The sequence below is a fragment of the Pseudoflavonifractor sp. SW1122 genome (assembly GCF_012027765.1).
GTDB lineage: Bacteria > Bacillota > Clostridia > Oscillospirales > Oscillospiraceae > Enterenecus > Enterenecus faecium.
Window position 1 is genome coordinate 20584 of sequence record NZ_SJOS01000026.1, and the last position, 16063, is coordinate 36646.

Genomic DNA, 16063 nt, shown 5'->3' on the forward strand with positions numbered 1-16063 from the left:
CGCCGGAGAAATCGGAGAAGGACAATCCTTCCGGGCGCCTTTTTCAGGCACAAATAAAAAAGGCTCCGGGGCACCGCTGCCCCGGAGCAAAAAGAAAGAAGAAAAAGGAGAAATGAAATGAAAAGAAGAAATCACTCTTGCTTGCAAGAATAAGGATACCCGCAATTCATTACAAATATTCATGTCCAATTGTTACAAAAGAATAAAATATTTTCCTATCTCCTCATCAGCCGAATGTCGTCCCCGTAGAAGGTCAGCTCCTGGTAGGCACCCGCCAGCCGGGACACCACTTGGGGAGTGTACCGGGCGCCGATCTGCTCCATGGACAGATTGGTGGAGATGATGGTGTGCTTGCCCCCTTGCAGGCGGCTGTTCACCACCTCGTACAGAGTGGACTGGGCCAGGGGAGTGGTGAGCTCGCTGCCCAAATCATCCAAGATGAGCAAGTCACAGTTCAGATACCGCCGGGTGTCGTCCCGGGCCTGCCGCTCCTGGCCCAGATCCCGGGAAAACTTCTTGGCCTCAAAGGTGGAAAACAGGCTGATGGCGGTGTCGTACACCACCGAGTATCCACGCCCCGACACCTCCCGGGCAATGCACCCGGACAAGAAGGTCTTGCCCAGTCCGGTGCCGCCGGAGAGCAGCAGGTTGTGGAGGGGATAGTCGGGGAAGCGGCGGGCGAAGCCCTCGCACACCGTTACCACCCGCTTCATGTTCTCCCGGGGGGAGCGCTTCCCCTCCCAGGGCTGGTCGGAGTACACGTCCAGGCGCAGGCGGTCGAAGTTCTGCTCGTCGGTGAGGTTCAGAAGGGCGGTGAGGGCCTTCATCTGCTCCTGGGCACACAGCTCCTTGAGACAGGTGCACATCTCCGCCCCTGCCCATCCACTGTCCCCGCATTTGGTGCAGGCGGGGGTGGGGTCCAGGGCGTCGGGCTCATAGCCCAGGGTGTGCAACAGCTCCGCCCGCTGGGCCTGGAGCTCCAAGTTGCGCCGCCGGATGTCGGCGATCTCCGGGCCGTCGGCCTGGATGGGCTTGCCGGAGATGGCCAGCCCCGCCAACTCCGCCATGGTGCCGCCAATGGCCCGGTCCAGCTCCCGCAGACGGGGCTGACGGCGGTAGAGCTCCTGTTCCAGGTCCCAGCGGCGGCGCTCCCGAATCTCTTTCCGCCGGGCCAGCCGGGCAGAGGCCCGCTGGACAATGGCTGCATCGTAGGACATTTAGTTCCCACCTTTCTCCTGTTCCTGCAAGAATTGGTCCAGCCAGTCCGCCTGCTGCTGGATGCGGCTGGCGCTGGGCTGGTAGTTCTCCTGGGGCCTGGCCCCCTGGGTCTGGGTCTGGGCCTTGCGGGTCTGCCCGCCCCGCTCCTGCTCCACCTGCTGGGGGGTGGTATAGCCGGACTTTTTCCAGGACTCCAGAATTTTATTCACATAGGGCCAATTCATCTGACCCTTGCGGAAAATGGTGCGCTCATAGGCCAGGTGAATCATCTCATCCGAGAAGCCCCACTGGACCCAGCGGTGGATGTACTCCCGCTCCTTGTCGATGGCGGGCCGCTTCTGGGTGACCCCCACGGCGGACAGCACCCCCCATTCCCGCTGGTCGATGCTCTCCTGGTCTCGCAGGTATTCCTCCGCCCGCTCCACCGTGGTGATGCCCAGCCGCTTCCACCGGAAGGCCTCCCGCTTCACCTCGGTCATCCGAGGCAGGGGAGAGGCGTCCCCCTTTTGGCGGCGGCTGGAGCGGACCACATACCCGGCCAGCATGAAGATGACCTCCACGGGCAGGGCCAGGTAGTCGTAAATGGTGTACAGGCTCTTCAGGTCGGTGTCCGAGAACACCCGGCCCAGCAGCCGCTCCATCTCCCGGGACAGCCCGTAAAAGCTCTGTTCCCGCTCCAGGGCGTCGGCGATATCCCCGCGGGTGTACTCCGGGGGGCGGTCGTCCTGTACCGGGGCGGCCTGAGGGGCAGGGGGGACGCCGGGGCAACTGCCCTGGGCCAATCCCATGGCGGTGAGCCGGGCAAAGGCGGCGCTCATGCGGCCGGGGTCCCACCCCAGCTGGGTGGCGGCCTGGTCCGGGTTGCTCCCCGCCTGGAGCAGGGCCAGATATAGAAGGGCGCAGTCCCCGTCCCCCGCATCCACCAGACGGCGGGCGGCCTGGGCGGTCATGGACAGCACCTCATTGGGCAACAGCAGCACGGACATGGGACTTCACCTCCTTGTTTTTTCTCGTGTACCGTCTATTTTACATGAAATCCCCGAACCTGACAACAGAAAAATCCCGGCAAGTCCAGAGACTGCCGGGATTTCATGGGTCTGGTTACAGAAATTGTGCAAACACCGAGGCGGACACCACGGTGAGCACCCCCGCCACCGCAATGGCCAGGCTGCTCATGGCGCCCTCCACCTCGCCCAGCTCCATGGCCTTGGCGGTGCCAATGGCGTGGGCGGAGTTGCCCAGGGCCAGGCCCTTGGCGATGGGGTGTTTGATGCGGAAGACGGAGAAGATGAAATCGCCAATGACATTGCCCAAAATTCCCGTGACAATGATGACGGCGGTGGTGATGGCCACCACGCCCCCCAGCTCCCGGGACAGCTCCATGCCGATGGCGGTGGTCACCGACTTGGGCAGCAGGGTCACATACAGCTGGTGGTCCAGCCCGAAGAGCACCGACAGGGCCAGAATGCCCAGCCCTCCGGCGATGATGCCCGCCCCCAGGCCGCAGAGAATGGCCAGCCAGTGGGTTTTCAGCAGTTTCAGCTGCCGATACAGGGGCACCGCCAGGGCCACCGTGGCGGGCGTGAGCAGGTAGGACAGGTACTGAGCTCCCTCGTAGTAGTCGTCATAGGGAATATTCAGGGCCTTGTTGAACAGGATGACACAGCAGATGGCAATGAGCAGGGGATTGAGGATGGCCAGGGCGAACTTGCGCCGCAGCAGCAGCCCCACCTCATAGGCGATGAGGCTCACACCCACCCCGAAAAACAGGGAATTACCCAGAAACTCAGTCATGCTTCTCCCTCCATTTCATGACAAACTGGGTCACATGACCCGTGACCACCATCACCAGCACCGTGGTGAGCACCATGATGACCAGCATGGGCACCAGCACGCCGCGCAGCTGCTCCCAGCTCTCGGTGAGCCCCACGGCGGCGGGCACGAACATCACCGGCATAATCTCAATGAGAAAGTCCGAGGCCCGCTCCACCTGGTCCAGGCGGAGAATCCCGGTGCACAGGCAGAGAAGCATCAGCACCAGGCCGTACACGCTGGCCGGAACCGGCAGAGGCAGCAGGGTGTGGAGCCCTTCCCCCACCAGGGACAGCAGCAGAATGATGAGAAATTGACGCAATAGTTTCAAGGAGACCCCTCCAAGCATGGAAATATACGTTCCAAATAGTAGCCTTCCCGGCCCAAGTTGTCAATCTTCAAAGTGTATAAAACCCCAACGCTTCGGTTCCATCTTTCTTGCCAGATTCCCCCGATTCCACCTTGACAGGGGAGGTGGAGGTGTGTATACTTGTATTAAGTCAATAATACAAGGAGGTGGACGGATGGGTTGGAATGTAGAGGGCAGCGGCCCCATCTGGATGCAGCTGCACCGGCAGTTGATGCAGCGGATTTCCTCGGGAGTGTATCCCCGGGGGAGCAAAATCCCCACCGTTCGGGAGCTGGCCGCCGAGGCTGGGGTGAATCCCAACACCATGCAGCGGGCGCTTTCTCAGCTGGAGGCGGACGGACTGGTGGTGACCAACCGGACGGCGGGGCGCACCGTCACCGAGGACGGGGAAGTGCTGGCCAAAATGTGCCGCCAGCTGGCCCGGGAGCAGATTCAGACCTATTTTGACGGCATGAAGCGGCTGGGATTTACCACTCAGCAGGCCAAAGAGTTTGTGCAAACCTGGAAGGAGGAAGAGAGATGAACCAAGATCTGATCGTATGTCAAGGGCTGGGCAAGACCTTTTCCCACACCAAGGCCCTCACCGATGTGAATTTGAACATCGGGCGGGGGAAGCTGGTGGGGTTGCTGGGGCCCAACGGCTCGGGCAAGACCACCCTCATCAAGCTGATGTGCGGGCTGTTGCAGCCCAGCTTTGGGGAGCTGACCATCAACGGCTACACCCCCGGGGTGGAGACCAAGGCCCATGTGAGCTATCTGCCCGACCGGATGTACTTTGCCGACTGGATGAAAACCCGGGATTTGGTGGACTTTTTCACCGACTTTTACCCGGATTTTGACTGGAAGAAGGCCAACGAGATGTGCAAGAGCCTGAAGATTCAGCCCGGCGACCGCATCAAGTCCATGTCCAAGGGCACCAAGGAGAAGTTGCAGCTGTGTCTGGCCATGAGCCGCCAGTCCTACCTGTATCTGTTGGATGAGCCCATCGCCGGGGTGGACCCGGCGGCCCGTGACTTTATTTTGAACACCATTTTGACCAACTATAACCCCGAGGCCACCGTGCTCATCTCCACCCACCTCATTGGAGACGTGGAGCGGGTGCTGGACGAGGTGGTGTTCCTCCACCAGGGCCGAGTGGTGGGCCACGAGGCGGTGGACGACATCCGAGCCCGGGAGGGCAAGAGCGTGGACGACGTGTTCCGGGACATGTTCCGGGCCAATCCTCAGGGAGGTGACTACTATGCTGGCTAAACTGCTGAAATATGACTTCAAAGCCATGTTCAAGATTTTCCTGCCCCTGTGGGGCGTGCTGCTGGTGGTGTCCGGGGTCAATCGGCTCATTTCCGGCTCCCCTCTGGCCGAGGGGGGCGGCATGGGCATCTTCACCTCGCTGTTGGGTGTGATGTATGTGCTGCTCATCATGGCGGTGATGGTGGTGACCACCGTCATCATCATTGCCCGGTTCTACCAGGGCCTGTTGAAGGATGAGGGCTACCTCATGTTCACCATTCCGGTGAAGCCCTGGCAGCTACTGGCCTCCAAGCTCATCAGCGCCATGGTGATCTCCATCATCAGCGGCGTTGTGGCCCTGGCCTCGGTGGCCATCATCGCCTATTTCCCGGAGATGGGCCAGGTGCTGGCGGAACTTTGGAAGATGGGCATGAAAAATGTTCCCAACTTCCTGCCCCTGGTCATCCTGTTGGTGGTCTCCCTCTTTGTGGGTATCATCTGCTCGGTGTCTCAGGTGTATGCCTCCATGGCTCTGGGCCATCTGGCGGGCAGCCACCGGGTGGGCTTTGCCGTGCTGGCCTTCATTGTACTCAGTGTCATCTGGTCCACCGTGGGCTCCGTCATCGGCATGTTTGGCTATCCTGATCTGACCTCCACCATGATCAGCATCAATGAGATTGAGGTGTCGGTGGATGTGGCCGGGATTTCCAATGTCCTGTTGACAGCCACGGTGTGGGGCCTGATCCTGGACGTGGTGCGCTGCGTGGTCCACCTGGGCATCACCAACTACATCCTCAGCCGTCGGCTGAACTTGGAGTAAACCATCCGAGAGAGGAGTTTTCCCCATGCAGTTGATTCTTGACCAGATTCGCAAGTCCTTCGGCACGAAAGAAGTGCTGAAAAATGCCAGTTTTACCTTTGAACAGGGAAAGATTTACGGCCTGTTGGGCCGCAACGGTTCGGGCAAAACCACCCTGTTCAACTGCCTGTCCGCCGAGTTCCCCGCCGACGGGGGCACGGTGTCCCTGGTGGACGAATACGGCCAGACCCGCACCCCCAAGCAGGGGGACATCGGCTATGTACTGTCCACCCCGGTGGTGCCGGAATTTCTCACCGGCACCGAGTTTGTCAAGTTCTTTCAGGAGATTTCCCAGGACAAGAGCGGCCGCACCCCGGACCAGTGGCTGGAGCTGGTGGGGCTGGAACCCGACGACCGAAACCGGCTCATGCGGGGCTACTCCCACGGCATGAAGCACAAGATTCAGATGCTGTGCTTCCTCATCGGCAGACCTCCGGTGATCTTGCTGGATGAGCCCCTCACCAGCTTTGACGTGGTGGCAGCCCTGGAGATGAAAAACCTGCTGCGGGAGATGAAAGGGGACCATATCATCCTCTTTTCCACCCACATTCTCCAGCTGGCTCAGGACCTGTGCGACGAGATCGTGCTGCTCCACCAGGGAGAGCTGGAGGGGGTGGACAACGCCAAAATCCACACGCCCCAGTTTGAGTCCTACATCGTGGACCTGCTCATCCAGGAGGAGGACGGGGAGGAGGTGGCCCCGTGAACCTCACCTGTGCCTCCCAGATCTACCGCATCCGCTCGGCCATAGCGGGCAATCGACTGGTGTACTGGCTGGGCCGGGTGCCCCTCTTGAAGCGGATTTTTACCGACAAGCTGTACGCCGCCACCGAGGGCAAGTTGGTATTGTCCATCCTGGTGTCCCTCTATCGGGGACTCACCGCCCTGCTGGGCAAGGCCATCTACCTGGCCCTCATTTGGCTGGTGCCTATGTCTCTGTCGGATGTGAAGTTCTTGTCTCCCGACGGGTTTGCCATGTCGGTGTGGATTTTCTTCTGGCTCAGCTTTGTGGCGGGAACCATGATACAGCCCATATCCGTGGAGCCCTCCCAGCTGAAGTACACCTGCGTGCGCCAGATGGGCATGGATGCCACCCAGTACCAGACCACCGAGATGGTCACCCACCACCTGGCCATGTTTGCGGGCTTCACCCCCTTCCTCCTGCTGTGGGGCGGCCTTACCGGGGCGGGGGTGCTCCGGGGGCTGCTGCTCTCCCTGGCCCTGGCCGGGGTGCGTATGATGGCCGAGTGGTTCCACCTCATGCTGTACGCCAAATTCCGCTGTCTGCCCAGCGGCAAGGTGGGGTACATCCTGGCCTTGACGGTGGTCTGCCTGGCCCTGGCCTACTTGCCCATGCCCTTCGGGGTCATCCCGGCCCTGGACCAGGTGCTGCTCTATCCCGCCACCGTGACCCTGCTGTTTGCCCTGGGCAGCCTGTGCGCCCGGGCCATCTCCCGCTACCCCTGCCACTATGAGCTGATTTTGGAGACCTGCCGGGCGGACAAGATCCCCGGTCAGGCCGCCGTCAAAACCGCCAACCAGGCCCAGTTTGAGCAGGTGAAGCTCAAAGACAGCGACCTGGACACCCGTGTGGACTTCTCCCATCTCCACGGCTGGCGGTATCTCCAGGCGGTGTTTTTCCGCCGCCACCGCCGGATGCTCCTCAAGCCCTTCTTTGTGGTCCTGGCCATTTTGGGAGGACTCACCGTGGTGGGGTGCATTGGAATCGTGTGGTTTCGGATTCAGGGGCAAGGGCAGGAGATGGGGGAGGTGCTCTCCTATGTGACCAAGGCTTTGCCCATCTGTGTGTTCCTGCTGTACCTTATGGACAACACCGTGGGGGAGCGCATCTGCAAGGCCATGTTCTATAACTGCGACCTGGCGCTGCTGCGCTACGGCTGGTACCGGGAGCGGGACGCCATTTTGAAGAACTTCTTCCTGCGCTGGCGAATGCTGTGCGGGGTGAACCTGCTGCTCAGCGGTGCCGTGTGTGGGATGTTTGTCCTCCTCACCTTCCTGGGCGGGGGGCGGCCCCCGGTGGGAGAGTTCATCCTGTTTTTGCTGGCCATTTTGTCCCTGGGGGTGTTCTTTGCCACCCACTCCCTGGGCTTGTACTACCTCTTCCAGCCCTATACCTCGGATTTGGACACGAAAAACCCCATGTTCAAATTGTTGAACATCGCCATGTATGCGGTGTGCTGGGCGGCCTCACAGATCAAGAGCACCCCCACCTGGTTTGCCCTGCTGGTGTTCGGGGTCACCGTGGTGTACTCGGTGGGGATGCTGGCCCTGGTGCTGCGCCGGGCGCCCAAGACCTTTAGAGTGAAATAACAGCCTGCCGGAGAGATGCTGCGTGCGTCTCTCCGGCGGTTTTTATATCCCTTGGGCAAAGGAAGGGGGGTGTCCGTCTAACCACCCAAGGTTCCGGCTTGCCAGGCTGGCGGGGACGCTACCCGCTGGGGGTTTCTTTTGGGCGGGCAAAAGAAACCAAAACCCGCTTAGGGCGTTCCCCCCTAAGGACCTCCCTGGGGTACGAGGCTGGGCCTGCGTCAAGTCTAAATTCGGCCCGTCACCCTTGCTGTGGCGCCTAGTTCTGCCACCACACCAGGCCACCCTGGGCAGCTGGCCCTATGGCTGGACGGTTTCCATGTCCGGGCCTACCCTGGCCAAGCGGCGTTCCCGCCGCCGGAAGCCTAGCTTTCGATAGCTGGAAGCAGCGGCAGACCAGGGTAAGGCCCTGGCGATAGAAGGACAACCACACAGAGAAGCAGATACTTTCGGTAGAATCTCCACGCTGTCTATGTGACCCCACCAGCCCCAGGGCCGCAAAGAGGAGGACGCAGGGGCACCCAGTACCGCGGGGTGGATTCCACAAGGCGGGGGAAGGCCCCGCCTTTGGTGGGTCTTTGGTGACTTTCTGCCCAGTCAGAAAGTTACCCCAGCGGAGCGTCCCCGGCGGGGGCGCTGGTTTCTGCCTGAGAAATCGGAGGAGAGCAAGCCCTCTCCATCAGCCCTACGGGCCTTGCCTTTTCCCCCATTTTTGGATAAGATAGAAAAAACAAACCACCAAGAGGAAGATCGCCATGAGCCTGTTTCGCTGTCCCATCTGTGGGGCCCCCCTTACCCGGGAGGGCCGCACCTACACCTGCCCCAACCGCCACTGTTACGACGTGGCCCGGGAGGGGTATGTCCACCTGCTCCCCGCCAACCAGAAGCACTCGGCCAACCCCGGGGACGACAAAGCCATGATCGCCGCCCGCACTGCCTTCCTGGACGGGGACTACTACGCCCCTCTGCGGGAGACGCTTTGCCAAGTTGTGTCCGCCCACGGGGGACAGAGTCCCAAAATCCTGGACGTGGGGTGCGGCGAGGGGTACTACACCCAGGGCATGGCCCAGCTGCCGGGGGCAGAAATTGCCGGGGTGGACCTGTCCAAGGCGGGGCTGAAAAAGGCGGCCCGGCGGGTGAACGAGGGGGAGTTTGCCGTGGCCTCGGTGTACCACCTCCCCGTGGCGGACGAGGCGGTGGACGTGGTGGTGGACTGCTTCGCCCCTCTGGCCCTGGAGGAGTACCGCCGGGTACTGCGGAAAGGCGGGCTGTTTGTCTACGTGGTGCCCGCCCCCCAGCACCTCATGGAGATGAAGGCGGTGCTCTATGACACCCCCTACCCCAACCCCGAGGAGCGGGTGGAGTATGAAGGGTTCTCCTATGTGGACATCCTACCCGTGACCACCACCTTCACCCTGCCGGATCAGGCGTCCATTCAGGCCCTGTTTGGCATGACCCCCTACGCCTGGAAGACCCCCCGGGCGGGGGTAGAGCGGCTGGAGCAGCTGGAGCAGCTCACCGTCACGGCGGACTTCCGGGTGCATGTGTTTCGCCGGGAGGGTTGCAAGAAACCCAGTTCTGTGCTATGATTTCTTTATCATACTGAAATCCCAAGGAGGAATTTCCCATGTCTCAGATGAATGCCATTCCCGAGCGCGACCAGGTTTCCGTGGAGGAGACCTGGAACCTCACCGACCTGTACGCCGACGACGCCGCCTGGCAGGCCGAGTTTGAGGTGGCTCAGACCTATGTGGACAAGCTGTCCGCCTATGCTGGACGGCTGGGCGAGAGCGGCGCCACCCTGCTGGAGTACCTGGAGCTGTGCCAGGAGGCCGACACTCTGCTCAACAACCTGGCCAACTACGCCTACCGCAAGGGGGACCAGGACACCCGCGTGGCTCAGTACCAGGCCATGGAGGGCAAGATCAGCTCTCTGGCCGTGGAGATCAGCGGGGCCACCGCCTTTGAGACCCCCGAGCTGCTGGCCATTGACCCGGCCAAGCTGGAGGGCTTTTTCCAGGAGGAGGCGGGTTTGGAGCTGTACCGCCGCTACCTGACCATCATCCAGGAGAAGCGGGCCCACGTGCTCTCCGACGCCGAGGAGAAGCTGCTGGCCGCCGCCAGCGATCTGGCCCAGGCCCCCAATGACGTGTACGCCAAGCTCACCTACGCCGACCTCACCTTCCCCTCTACCACCGACGGTGAGGGCAACGAGGTGCCCCTGTCCAACGGCGCCTTTGTGCCCACTCAGATGAGCGAGGACCGGATGCTGCGGAAAAACGCCTTTGAGGCCTTCTACGGGGTGTATGGCAGCGTGCGCAACACCGCCGCCGCCACCCTCAACGCCGAGGCCAAGCAGCGCCAGTTCTACGCCAACGCCCGCAAGTACCCCTCCGCGCTGGCCGCCGCCGTGGACTCCACTCGGGTGCCCGAGAGCGTGTACCACAACCTGATCCAGACGGTGAACGCCAACCTGGACAAAATGCACCGCTATATCCGCCTGCGCAAGAAGCTGCTGGGGGTGGACGAGCTGCACATGTACGACATCTACGCCCCCATGGTGTCCGGCGGGGAGAAGGTCATCCCCTATGCTGAGGCCAAGGACACTGTGTTTGACGCCCTGGCCCCCATGGGGGAGAAGTACCGGGCCATCATCCGGGAGGGCTTCGACAACCGCTGGATTGACGTGCGGGAGAACGTGGGCAAGCGCTCCGGGGCCTACTCCGCCGGGGCTCTGTGCCACCCCTATGTGCTGCTCAACCACAAGGACAACCTGGAGAGTATGTTCACCCTGGCCCACGAGATGGGCCACGCCGCCCACTCCTACCTGTCCAACCGCACCCAGGCGCCGGTGTACCGGGACTATGTGATTTTCGTGGCGGAGGTGGCCTCCACCTGCAACGAGGCCCTGCTCATGGAGTACCTGCTGCAGCGCACCACCGACAAGCGCGAGCGGGCCGCCCTCATCAACCACTTCCTGGAGCAGTTCAAGGGCACCCTGTACCGCCAGACCATGTTTGCTGAGTTCGAGCTGCGCATGGGCGAGCTGTGTGCCAAGGGCGAGCCCCTCACCGCCGACCTGCTCTCTGCCGAGTACAAGGCCCTCAACGAGAAGTACTACGGCCCCGACATGGTGTCCGACGACGAGATCGCCCTGGAGTGGGCCCGCATCCCCCACTTCTACTACAACTACTACGTCTATCAGTACGCCACCGGCTACTCCGCCGCCATCGCCCTGTCCCGCCGCATCCTCAAGGGCGGGGAGAGCGCCGTGGAGGACTACCTGGGCTTCCTGTCCGGCGGCTGCTCCAAGGACCCCATCGACCTTTTGAAGGGCGCTGGCGTGGACATGTCCTCTCCCGCCCCCATCCAGGACGCTCTGGACCTGTTCGGCACCCTGCTGGACGAGATGGAGAAGCTCATGGAGGAGTAATGCCCCCCAATTTTCTCAAACATACCAAGATGGAAGCAGCCCTTTGGGTTGCTTCCATCTTTTTTTCGACCCAAAGCCTTCCTCCCGGAGGGAGCGAAAAGATACCGCCGCACCTCTTGTTGTGCTGTGGTAGGGGCCGTGGCTTGCCCGGCCCGAAGACCTGGGCAATACCAGGGCAGCAACAGAAACGATACTTCTTACCTATTCGCTCTTATCTTATTCCGTTTCTGTGCCCCTCCCCTACGCCCAGCAGGCCAAGAAATGCGGCAAGGTTCAGGGCCTGCATTCTTCATTTTTCATTCATCATTATTCATTAATGATCACCGCCCGGCGGCCCATGGCATCGAAGATGTCCCAGAAGATGGACTCCTCCACCCACTGCCACCCTTCCAGGGGGTCGGCGGTGAGGTAGCCGTCCTCCCCGTGTTCCACCACCACCACACAGTGGAGGTTGGCATAGGGGTTGTAAAGGGTGTTTTCGTTGAGATACCAGTAGCGGAGGCTGGCCACCGGGGCGGTGTAGTCCAGGGTCACCCATGCCACCAGAGGCACGTCGTTGGTTAGGTATTTATTGAGCTGCCGCTGGGACAGCCCCGACACCGCTTCGGCGGTCCAATCGCTGCCCTGGTCCTGGAGGTAGGCGTTGGCCGCCTCCACAATGGGCTCTTCAAAGCAGTACCAGCCGCCCAGCTCCGAGGTGGCGTCCCCCACGTACACCTCTTCCGGGTTGCCCCCCACCTTCCACCCCTCTGGGGTCTCGGTGAAGTCCTGGCGGGGGAGATACCCCTCATACAGCTCCAGCTTTTCCACCGGATACCCCGCCCAGCCCAGCAGCATGGCCAGGCTGGTGACCTCGCAGCCGTTGGGCAGCTGGGGATTTTGCCGTTGCAGCGTTACCCCCCTCTGGGGCTTTGCCGGGGTGGTGGGAGCGGGCTGTGCTGTGGGAGCGGGCCGTGCTGTGGGAGCGGGCCGTGCTGTGGGAGCGGGCCGTGCTGTGGGAGCGGGCCGTGCTGTGGGTGTGGGCTGTGCTGTGGGAGCAGGCCGTGCTGTGGGAGCGGGCTGTGCTGTGGGTGTGGGCTGTGCTGTGGGAACAGGCGGCGTTGTGGGTATGGGCGAGGGTATGGAGGCAGACGGAGTGCAAAGGGGCGTAGCAGCTGCGGGCGAGAAGGCGTGGGGGGTGATGGCCACCAGGAGCAATCCGCCAGCCAGACAAAGGCCAATGGCCCCGACTGTGTACCAGTGGAGCTTATGACGTGCTGTTCGGAACATAGAAAAGCCCCCTTTCACCAATTTCTATCTCTACAGACAGTATGAGGCAAAAGGGGGCAAGAAATCTCCCATGAAGTTGTATCGAAGTTGTATCAATATCCATACCCGGACCTGCCATTGATGGCGATTCCGCTATATTCCTCCAGTACCACATCATAATATAGCCCCACGGAGTACCAGCTGCTCACATCGGAGTCGGAAGTGGTGAGCACCACCACCACCTGCCGCTGGGTGGTGACCAGCTGCACCCAGCAGTCGGCCACCTCCAGCGCAGCAGAAATCTGCTCCAACTGGGTTTGGAGCGGGGTGCTTTCATCTAGGTTCAAGGTATCACGTACCCGCCCCAGTTGGGAGAGTAAATTGCCGAGCATCGTGGCGGCATTGGCCTCATACCAGATGCCTCCGGACTCCATGTAGGGAGTCTGGTTCAGCTGCTCCCATACCTCCAACAACAGTTCCTCTACCGTGTGAGAAGCGTGGGGGGAGAAGAGCTGGCACACATCCTGCTGCACCTGTGCCAATGCTGCCTCTTTCTGGGTCCGGGTGGGGGGCTCTCCGGTGGAGCGGGCCACCCAGGTCATGCCGAAATCCTGGTAATCCTGGCCGTAGGCCACATCCAATAGGGCGGGCAGGCCGCTCTGGGTAGTTACGGGGCAGCCTACCCAATACCCAGTGTTGTTGCGGATTTTGCCCTGATTCACGCTGTCTTGCATACCTGTGAACCCTAAAATGGAGGGGATTCGATCCAGATTGTAGGTGAGCCATCCCATCTGCTGGTTGATCATTTCTTGGGAGAGGTTGCTCTCGAACGTCTCATCCTCGTAGCGATTCCAGGGGTAAAAGACCACTTCTTCTTTGCTCTGGCCCACCACCGAGGGGATGGTGGGGGTGTCCACCTCCACCGTTTTGCCTGCCTGGGGGACCACCACCAGCCGGGCGGCCATCCCCACGGCCATGCCTCCGGCCAGCAAAATGAGGACGGTCAAAAGGACAAATAGCCAGGGGCGGCGATTAGGCATTTTCATGGCCGTCCACCTCCTGACACAGCGGGAAGGTGAGGGTCACCTGGGTGCCCTCTCCCTCCTGGCTCCAGAATTCCATGGTGCCCTGGTGGGCCACCACAATGGCCTGACACAGGGCCAGACCCAGGCCAGCGCCCCCCGCCTTGCGGCTGCGGCTCTTGTCCACCATGTAGAAGGGCTGGCAGATCTTCTCCAGCTCTTTGGGGGGGATGCCCTGGCCCCAGTCCCGAATCTTCAAAACGGCCTTCTCCCCCTCCGCCTGGGCGGTGAAGGACAGCCGGCCCCCGGTGGGGCTGGCCTTTCGGGCGTTGTCCAGCAGGTTGTACAGCAGAGATTTGAACAGCTCCCGGTCCATGGCGATGGACAGGGGAGGGCAGGAACAGGAGAGGGTCAGCTGGGTCTGGGCCAGCAGGGGCTCCAGACTCACCGCCACCTCACCCACCACCTGGTCCAGGGGGGTGGGCTCGAAGGTGAGGTTGACGCTGCCCACGGTGAGAAGCTCCAGCAGCTTGGCCGACAGGGAGCGCAGCCGCTTGGCCTCCTCCAGAATGATGCCGGAATATTCCACCCGCTGGGGGTCGGACACCGTCTTGGGCAGGTACAGCAGGTCGGCGTAGCCCATGATGGAGGTCAGGGGGGTCTTCATCTCGTGGGCCAGGTTGCCCACGAACACCCGCCGCTCCTCGGCCACCTGCTCCAGCTGTTCCACTCGCTCCTGTACCGCCTGGGCCAGGGCGTTCATGTCCTGGGCCAGGTCGGACAGCTCGTCCTGGCTGCGAATGTCCAGCCGCTGGTCGTAGTTGCCCCCGGCAATGGAGCGGGCGTTTTCCCGCAGGGCGCCCAGGGGGCGCAGCAGCCGCCGCACCAACAGCAGCAGCAGCACGGCGGCCAACAGGCTGATGCCCAGGCTTAAACCTACCGACCGCAGGGCCTGGAGGTTCAGGTCCCGCTGGAGGTCGCCCACCGAGTAAGCGGCCACCAAACGGTACTCCCCCGACTCCAGGGTCAGGGGCATGGAGCACACCAGATACCACTCCCCAGCGGTGTCGCCCGCCTGGAGCTGGCACTGGGTAAGGCTGTCATCTTCGGCGGTGGGTGGGACCACCCCGGCGGGGAGCTGGTTCCACACCGCCTTTTCCTCCTGGTCCAGCAGCATCAGTCCTGCCAGATAGTCGTCGGTGGCCTGTTGCTCCAGGGTCTGGATGGCGGTCTCCCGGGTCTGGTCCTCCTGGAGCAGCACCACACCCAGCCGCAGCCGCTGGTTGAGGATGCCCGCCTTCAGAATGCCCGCCATGTACTGCTGTTGGGTGATGGCCCGCTGCTGTTCCCGCTGCCACAGGGCGTCCCGGGTGGAGCGCAGCAGCAGCACCGAAGACAGGGCAGTGATGGACACCATGAGGGCCAGGGTGGAGAGAAAGATCTTCTGCCACAGCTTCATGGCAGCTTCTCCAGGCGATACCCGATGCGGGGCAGGGTCACCAGGCGCTGGGACAGGTCCAGCTTCTGGCGCAGCCGCTGGACGTGGATGTCCACGGTGCGGCTCTCTCCCTGGTACTCATAGCCCCACACCATGGAGAGAAGCCGTTCCCGACTTAGGGCCAGGTCCTGGTGCTGGAGGAAGACCCGCAGCAGCTCAAACTCCTTGGGGGCCAGGGGCACCAGCTCCCCGTCCAGGGTGACGGTGTGGCTGTCCAGGTTCTGGACAATGGGGCCGTAGGTGAGCACCCGGACGCCGCCGCCCCGGCGGCGCAGCACCACCTCCACCCGGGCCAATAGCTCCAGGGTCTCAAAGGGCTTGGTGATATAGTCCTCGGCGCCCAGCCGCAGGCCCCGCACCTTGTCCCCCACCTGCTGCACGGCGGTGAGGAAGATCACCGGGACCCCCACACCCCGCAGGTGCTCCATGACCTGGAAGCCGTCCATACCGGGGAGCATCACGTCCAGCAGCACCAGGTCGAACACCCCCGGCTGTACCAGCTCCACCGCCTTGGACCCGTCCATGCAGCTCTGACAGGTGTAGCCCGCCATCTCCAGGGTGGCGGCAATCATGCGGGCAATATTTTCTTCGTCCTCCACAATGAGTATGTGTGCCATGGTGTTTCTCCTCTCCCCATCATGCTTATGGTACCTTCATCTTATCACAGGGCTTTGGACAAGTCAGCAAGAAGTTGTTTCCGAGTTGTAAAGGCGGAACGTTTCACCTGGGCAATTCCCCTGGCGAGGGGAGACGCGCTGAAGCTGGGGTGACTTTCTGGGTGGGCAGAAAGTCACCAAAGACCCACCAAAGGCGGGGCCTTCCCCCGCCCCGGAGACCTCCACCAATCCCGAGGCCACCCAGAAGCCTGAGACTGACGTGCCCCAGACCGGGGACGCCGCCCAGCTGAGCCTGGTGCTGGGTGTTCTGGTTCTGTCCGCCGCCGGGCTGGCGGCTGTGGTGAACCTGCGTAAGCGGCGCAGCTAAGCCCCTGATAAAACAAGAAAGTACGGTCAGAGAAATCTGGCCGTACTTTTTTCTTTATAGG

17 protein-coding genes are annotated in these 16063 nt (G+C 61.9%); 9 read left to right on the top strand and 8 right to left on the bottom strand.

Annotation, left to right across the window (positions count from 1 at the left end):
- Nucleotides 1-215 precede the first annotated feature (215 nt).
- The 4 genes from E0L15_RS07585 to E0L15_RS07600 form a co-directional block, all read right to left on the bottom strand.
- Entirely contained in the window at nucleotides 216-1217 is a 1002-nt protein-coding gene (locus tag E0L15_RS07585; RefSeq protein ID WP_168125122.1) for an ATP-binding protein, read from the bottom strand.
- Nucleotides 1218-2204, bottom strand: coding sequence for a DnaD domain protein (locus E0L15_RS07590; protein WP_168125123.1), 987 nt, complete (start codon nucleotides 2202-2204; stop codon nucleotides 1218-1220). It abuts the gene before it with no gap.
- A 115-nt stretch (nucleotides 2205-2319) separates the two neighbouring features.
- Nucleotides 2320-3012 (bottom strand): LrgB family protein, encoded by a 693-nt coding sequence (locus E0L15_RS07595; protein WP_168125124.1) that lies wholly within the window; start codon nucleotides 3010-3012, stop codon nucleotides 2320-2322.
- The gene (locus E0L15_RS07600) at nucleotides 3005-3361 is read right to left on the bottom strand and encodes a CidA/LrgA family protein (protein ID WP_168125125.1); all 357 of its coding nucleotides are present in this window, start codon (nucleotides 3359-3361) and stop codon (nucleotides 3005-3007) included. Before E0L15_RS07600 ends, E0L15_RS07595 begins: the two co-directional genes overlap by 8 nt.
- A 193-nt stretch (nucleotides 3362-3554) precedes the next feature.
- On the opposite strand from E0L15_RS07600, the gene E0L15_RS07605 reads away from it, so the two are divergent.
- The 7 genes from E0L15_RS07605 to pepF all read left to right on the top strand — a co-directional run bounded on the left by E0L15_RS07605 (nucleotide 3555) and on the right by pepF (nucleotide 11250).
- Nucleotides 3555-3923 carry a GntR family transcriptional regulator gene (locus tag E0L15_RS07605; RefSeq protein ID WP_087370181.1) on the top strand — a complete coding sequence of 123 codons (369 nt, stop codon included), beginning with the start codon at nucleotides 3555-3557 and terminating at the stop codon, nucleotides 3921-3923.
- Entirely contained in the window at nucleotides 3920-4651 is a 732-nt protein-coding gene (locus E0L15_RS07610) for an ABC transporter ATP-binding protein (protein WP_168125126.1), read from the top strand. Before E0L15_RS07605 ends, E0L15_RS07610 begins: the two co-directional genes overlap by 4 nt.
- Entirely contained in the window at nucleotides 4641-5450 is an 810-nt protein-coding gene (locus tag E0L15_RS07615) for a hypothetical protein (protein WP_168125127.1), read from the top strand. Before E0L15_RS07610 ends, E0L15_RS07615 begins: the two co-directional genes overlap by 11 nt.
- A gap of 25 nt (nucleotides 5451-5475) precedes the next feature.
- The gene (locus E0L15_RS07620) at nucleotides 5476-6195 is read left to right on the top strand and encodes an ABC transporter ATP-binding protein (protein ID WP_168125128.1); all 720 of its coding nucleotides are present in this window, start codon (nucleotides 5476-5478) and stop codon (nucleotides 6193-6195) included.
- Nucleotides 6192-7820 (top strand): hypothetical protein, encoded by a 1629-nt coding sequence (locus tag E0L15_RS07625; RefSeq protein WP_168125129.1) that lies wholly within the window; start codon nucleotides 6192-6194, stop codon nucleotides 7818-7820. Before E0L15_RS07620 ends, E0L15_RS07625 begins: the two co-directional genes overlap by 4 nt.
- Before the next feature lie 752 nt (nucleotides 7821-8572).
- Nucleotides 8573-9406 carry a putative RNA methyltransferase gene (locus tag E0L15_RS07630; RefSeq protein ID WP_168125130.1) on the top strand — a complete coding sequence of 278 codons (834 nt, stop codon included), beginning with the start codon at nucleotides 8573-8575 and terminating at the stop codon, nucleotides 9404-9406.
- A 38-nt stretch (nucleotides 9407-9444) separates the two neighbouring features.
- Nucleotides 9445-11250 carry an oligoendopeptidase F gene (gene pepF / locus E0L15_RS07635; protein WP_168125131.1) on the top strand — a complete coding sequence of 602 codons (1806 nt, stop codon included), beginning with the start codon at nucleotides 9445-9447 and terminating at the stop codon, nucleotides 11248-11250.
- Nucleotides 11251-11556: 306 nt separating this feature from the next.
- On the opposite strand, the gene E0L15_RS12370 is transcribed toward pepF, so the two are convergent.
- Nucleotides 11557-12141 carry a C39 family peptidase gene (locus E0L15_RS12370; RefSeq protein ID WP_243155435.1) on the bottom strand — a complete coding sequence of 195 codons (585 nt, stop codon included), beginning with the start codon at nucleotides 12139-12141 and terminating at the stop codon, nucleotides 11557-11559.
- Between the two features lie 44 nt (nucleotides 12142-12185).
- Here E0L15_RS12370 and E0L15_RS12375 point away from each other — a divergent pair, with 44 nt between their 5' ends.
- Nucleotides 12186-12401 carry a hypothetical protein gene (locus tag E0L15_RS12375; protein ID WP_243155438.1) on the top strand — a complete coding sequence of 72 codons (216 nt, stop codon included), beginning with the start codon at nucleotides 12186-12188 and terminating at the stop codon, nucleotides 12399-12401.
- Between the two features lie 210 nt (nucleotides 12402-12611).
- On the opposite strand, the gene E0L15_RS07645 is transcribed toward E0L15_RS12375, so the two are convergent.
- Genes E0L15_RS07645 through E0L15_RS07655 form a run of 3 tightly spaced genes read right to left on the bottom strand, consistent with a single transcriptional unit; the run spans nucleotide 12612 to nucleotide 15635 of the window.
- Nucleotides 12612-13544, bottom strand: a complete 933-nt coding sequence (locus tag E0L15_RS07645) for a hypothetical protein (protein WP_168125133.1) — start codon at nucleotides 13542-13544, stop codon at nucleotides 12612-12614.
- A complete protein-coding gene (locus tag E0L15_RS12555; protein ID WP_168125134.1) occupies nucleotides 13531-14979 on the bottom strand; it encodes a HAMP domain-containing sensor histidine kinase in 1449 nt (482 codons plus the stop codon). The genes E0L15_RS07645 and E0L15_RS12555 overlap by 14 nt, the downstream gene beginning before the upstream one ends.
- Nucleotides 14976-15635, bottom strand: a complete 660-nt coding sequence (locus E0L15_RS07655) for a response regulator transcription factor (protein WP_087234467.1) — start codon at nucleotides 15633-15635, stop codon at nucleotides 14976-14978. The genes E0L15_RS12555 and E0L15_RS07655 overlap by 4 nt, the downstream gene beginning before the upstream one ends.
- A 259-nt stretch (nucleotides 15636-15894) precedes the next feature.
- Here E0L15_RS07655 and E0L15_RS12645 point away from each other — a divergent pair, with 259 nt between their 5' ends.
- Nucleotides 15895-16002 (top strand): LPXTG cell wall anchor domain-containing protein, encoded by a 108-nt coding sequence (locus tag E0L15_RS12645; protein WP_158099791.1) that lies wholly within the window; start codon nucleotides 15895-15897, stop codon nucleotides 16000-16002.
- The last annotated feature ends 61 nt before the right edge of the window (nucleotides 16003-16063 follow it).

Bases quoted from the DNA above. Each gene is read 5' to 3' on its own strand.
- E0L15_RS12555 (WP_168125134.1), bottom strand. From the start codon at position 14,979: ATGAAGCTGTGGCAGAAGATCTTTCTCTCCACCCTGGCCCTCATGGTG.
- E0L15_RS07585 (WP_168125122.1), bottom strand. From the start codon at position 1,217: ATGTCCTACGATGCAGCCATTGTCCAGCGGGCCTCTGCCCGGCTGGCC.
- pepF (WP_168125131.1), top strand. From the start codon at position 9,445: ATGTCTCAGATGAATGCCATTCCCGAGCGCGACCAGGTTTCCGTGGAG.
- E0L15_RS07590 (WP_168125123.1), bottom strand. From the start codon at position 2,204: ATGTCCGTGCTGCTGTTGCCCAATGAGGTGCTGTCCATGACCGCCCAG.
- E0L15_RS07620 (WP_168125128.1), top strand. From the start codon at position 5,476: ATGCAGTTGATTCTTGACCAGATTCGCAAGTCCTTCGGCACGAAAGAA.
- E0L15_RS07605 (WP_087370181.1), top strand. From the start codon at position 3,555: ATGGGTTGGAATGTAGAGGGCAGCGGCCCCATCTGGATGCAGCTGCAC.
- E0L15_RS07595 (WP_168125124.1), bottom strand. From the start codon at position 3,012: ATGACTGAGTTTCTGGGTAATTCCCTGTTTTTCGGGGTGGGTGTGAGC.
- E0L15_RS07610 (WP_168125126.1), top strand. From the start codon at position 3,920: ATGAACCAAGATCTGATCGTATGTCAAGGGCTGGGCAAGACCTTTTCC.
- E0L15_RS07655 (WP_087234467.1), bottom strand. From the start codon at position 15,635: ATGGCACACATACTCATTGTGGAGGACGAAGAAAATATTGCCCGCATG.
- E0L15_RS07630 (WP_168125130.1), top strand. From the start codon at position 8,573: ATGAGCCTGTTTCGCTGTCCCATCTGTGGGGCCCCCCTTACCCGGGAG.
- E0L15_RS07615 (WP_168125127.1), top strand. From the start codon at position 4,641: ATGCTGGCTAAACTGCTGAAATATGACTTCAAAGCCATGTTCAAGATT.
- E0L15_RS07645 (WP_168125133.1), bottom strand. From the start codon at position 13,544: ATGAAAATGCCTAATCGCCGCCCCTGGCTATTTGTCCTTTTGACCGTC.